This is a genomic window from Buttiauxella massiliensis, assembly GCF_902500225.1.
GTDB lineage: Bacteria > Pseudomonadota > Gammaproteobacteria > Enterobacterales > Enterobacteriaceae > Buttiauxella > Buttiauxella massiliensis.
Map to the genome: position 1 here is coordinate 1 of NZ_LR722682.1, position 2991 is coordinate 2991.

The 2991-nt window shown below is 38.7% G+C and carries 2 protein-coding genes and 1 pseudogene; all 3 read left to right on the forward strand.

The window, feature by feature from the left end; genetic code table 11:
* Window positions 1-318 (forward strand): annotated as a pseudogene (locus GC128_RS22865) (DUF2345 domain-containing protein); the annotation flags it as partial.
* Window positions 319-321: 3 nt separating this feature from the next.
* Window positions 322-1932 (forward strand): lipase family alpha/beta hydrolase, encoded by a 1611-nt coding sequence (locus GC128_RS22870; RefSeq protein ID WP_151996188.1) that lies wholly within the window; start codon window positions 322-324, stop codon window positions 1930-1932.
* Window positions 1932-2991, forward strand: a 1060-nt coding sequence (locus GC128_RS22875) for a T6SS immunity protein Tli4 family protein (protein WP_193216302.1), incomplete at its 3' end; no start/stop codon positions are given. The genes GC128_RS22870 and GC128_RS22875, both read left to right, overlap by 1 nt.

Consider the following 2991-nt stretch of genomic DNA (forward strand, 5'->3'; position numbering starts at 1 on the left):
GGAGGATATATTCGAATTGCTGACGGTACTGTTGAATGCGCAGCGCCGGACAAAATCATAGAACGCGGAGCTGTCTGGCAGAAGTTCGTTGGAAAGAGTATCACTCAGGCGGCACAGGAATGGGAGATCGCTGATTTTGCTGTTACGCCGGAAGTTCGCTGGCCATATGATGATTCACCTGCAGCGGGACAAATGATCCGGTTAGTCAGTGGAGATGGAACTGAGCAGACATTGACCACGGCTTCATCCGGAAGTGCTCCAAAGCAATCTGGCGTGAATGTGGATTCATTAAAAGCTTATTTACAGGATGAGGAATAAGAGATGAGTGATATCGCATCAAGTACGACTGATAGTAATGACTTTCGTTATTATGGGCTTGAGATGGCTGAGAAACAAAAAAATAAAAAAGCCATAATATATAAAACTCCTGACCGTATTATTCCAGTTGTTTTTTTACCTGGAGTAATGGGTACTAACTTAATGGATGGTAATGGAAAAAGTGTCTGGCGAATGGATGACACAGTAGGAACCTTAGCCAGTTGGGGATTCAGAGGGGCCGAGAAAAGAAAAAGAGTATTGGATCCAGATAAAACCTTTGTCGACCCTGAAGGTGCAATTAGATTAGAGTACTATAATGAAATTGAGCAATTCGATACCAGAAAATCTCGTGGCTGGGGTGAAATAGGATGTATGAGCTATGGGGAGTTTCTTCCATGGCTGCAAAAATCATTAAACGACCATAGTATTAAGGCTGAAAATGTAAGAACTGATAACGAAAAAAAAACGTTGCGCGAACAGCTTCTCACGATGGATCTGAATGCTGAACTAGGAGAGGATGAGTCTAAAAATGTTGATATAAACTTAACTTATAAATATTTATTCCCAGTACATGTTGTGGGTTATAACTGGTTGGAATCAAATGAAAAATCAGCAGTTCGATTAAAAGAAAAAATAAAAACCATAATTGACGGATACAATGAAAGAAATATGTTATGTGAGAAAGTCATTGTTGTCACTCATTCAATGGGCGGGCTTGTCGCTCGTCATTATTCAGAAAATTCAGCAGGCAGCGATAACATTCTTGGCATTGTCCACGGTGTAATGCCGACATTTGGATCACCTATGGCCTATAAAAGAATGAAAGCAGGTGAAGCAGGAGGTGTGGGATGGGTTATTGGCAGCAATGGTGCACAAATGACATCGGTTCTGGCACGAGCACCTGGACCTTTGCAGCTTCTACCAGGGGCGAGTTATAAGATGGGATGGCTTAAGATAGAGGGCCTCAGTAGCAGCTTACCAACAATCGATCCTTTTGATGAAATATACACGAAAAGAAATGCTTGGTGGAATTTATGCGAAGACCGTTTTCTTAACCCGGAAATTGACAATGCTGATAAAGTATCTTTAGATGCTAATTGGGATAAGTATTTAGATACAATCAATTTTAAAGTCAAAAGTTTTATAGAGCAACTGGAAGGGAAATATCATAAAAATACATATGCATTCTATGGCAACGATGGGGTTAAATACCCATCTTATGAGAATTTGCTTTGGGAAAGTAATGCGTATGGTTTAATGAGAAAAAATGATAGTCTTACCGTTTCCAATTTAGCATCAATAGGTGTGATTCGCGACCCCGGCAATTATGAAATTGCTGACATTAGGACAGTCTACCTTTTAGGATACCCTGACGGAACATATGCAGCAAAAGAGAGTTTTATTATTTCACAACCAAGCTCCCCTGGTGATGGTACCGTTCCTGTGAATGGCGCTAAATTTACACACCGTAATTTAAAGGCCCTGTTGGGGGTTGGGGTAGATCATGAAGGTGCATTCAAAAACACAAACACAGAGAATGCTCGATTATTTACACTTCGCTCAATTATCAAAATTGCACAAGATATCAATAATACAAAACTGGCTTATAAATAATGATCAATAAAAAAATTCAGTATTATTATATTGCTACGGCGTTGGTATTAGCGACTTATGGATTGTGGAAATTGAATCATCATACATCAGCCCCTTTTCAGACAAAACTATCAAATACAGAGAAAATAAAAGTGGAATCATTATTAAAGAATTTGCGGACCCGTTGTATTGGCAGGTTTTTAGTCGATTTACCGGCATCGTACGCAGTTGCAGAGAATAGCAGTGAGGTAATTAATGAATCAAAAATTATAACTAATCGGATGTATCCACCTTCTTTTGAACAGCTCGTGCATCTACGAGAACAGGAATTACTAGCTACAAAAACAATAGGTCCGGAGGATATGCCCTATCTTAAAAAAAGTTATCCACTGCCCCAGGGATTAAATGGTATTATTTTTGAGCGAGTGAATAGCCCTGGCACTCCAGATGCATTTAGAATGTTGGAGGCTCATCTATATAGCAATGGTGTCGCCATAAAAATCGAAGTGGAAGCAAAAAATGGTTCGGCTACACGTTATGATGCTGCAAGAATAAATGCACCAAATTCCTATAAAAATAACGTATCTGAAACACTATCCAAACTAAATGATTTATTGTTAAGAATTCAAGGTAGAGCAGAAAACGAAATACCCATAACTCCTGGAACCTGCATCCAAAATGCTTTTATAGCAGATAATGGAAAAGACAAAGAAGAAATCGATGTGCTTTTTAAGGGTGATAATGATAGCCAAATCAGATTTGGCATATCAACAGATAATTTCACACGAGAGAAAGATAGTTTGTTAGAACGCAGTAATGATATTTTAGCTAATCTTTTGTCAAGTAATGGAAGTGTTTTTCGCAAGGGGGCAAGGAAAATAAATCAACTTGATATAGAGGAATTACTTGCAGCAGGTGACTATTCATCCAGTGGCAATAAGCGTTATGATTTCATTATGCTAACAAATGAAAAAACGGGTAGCTATAAAACCCCTGTCTTTAGCCTTGAACTTCTCAACGAAGAATGGATTCCTTCACCTTATAATCAAGATGAAATTGTCAGTTTCTGGGATGCAATAA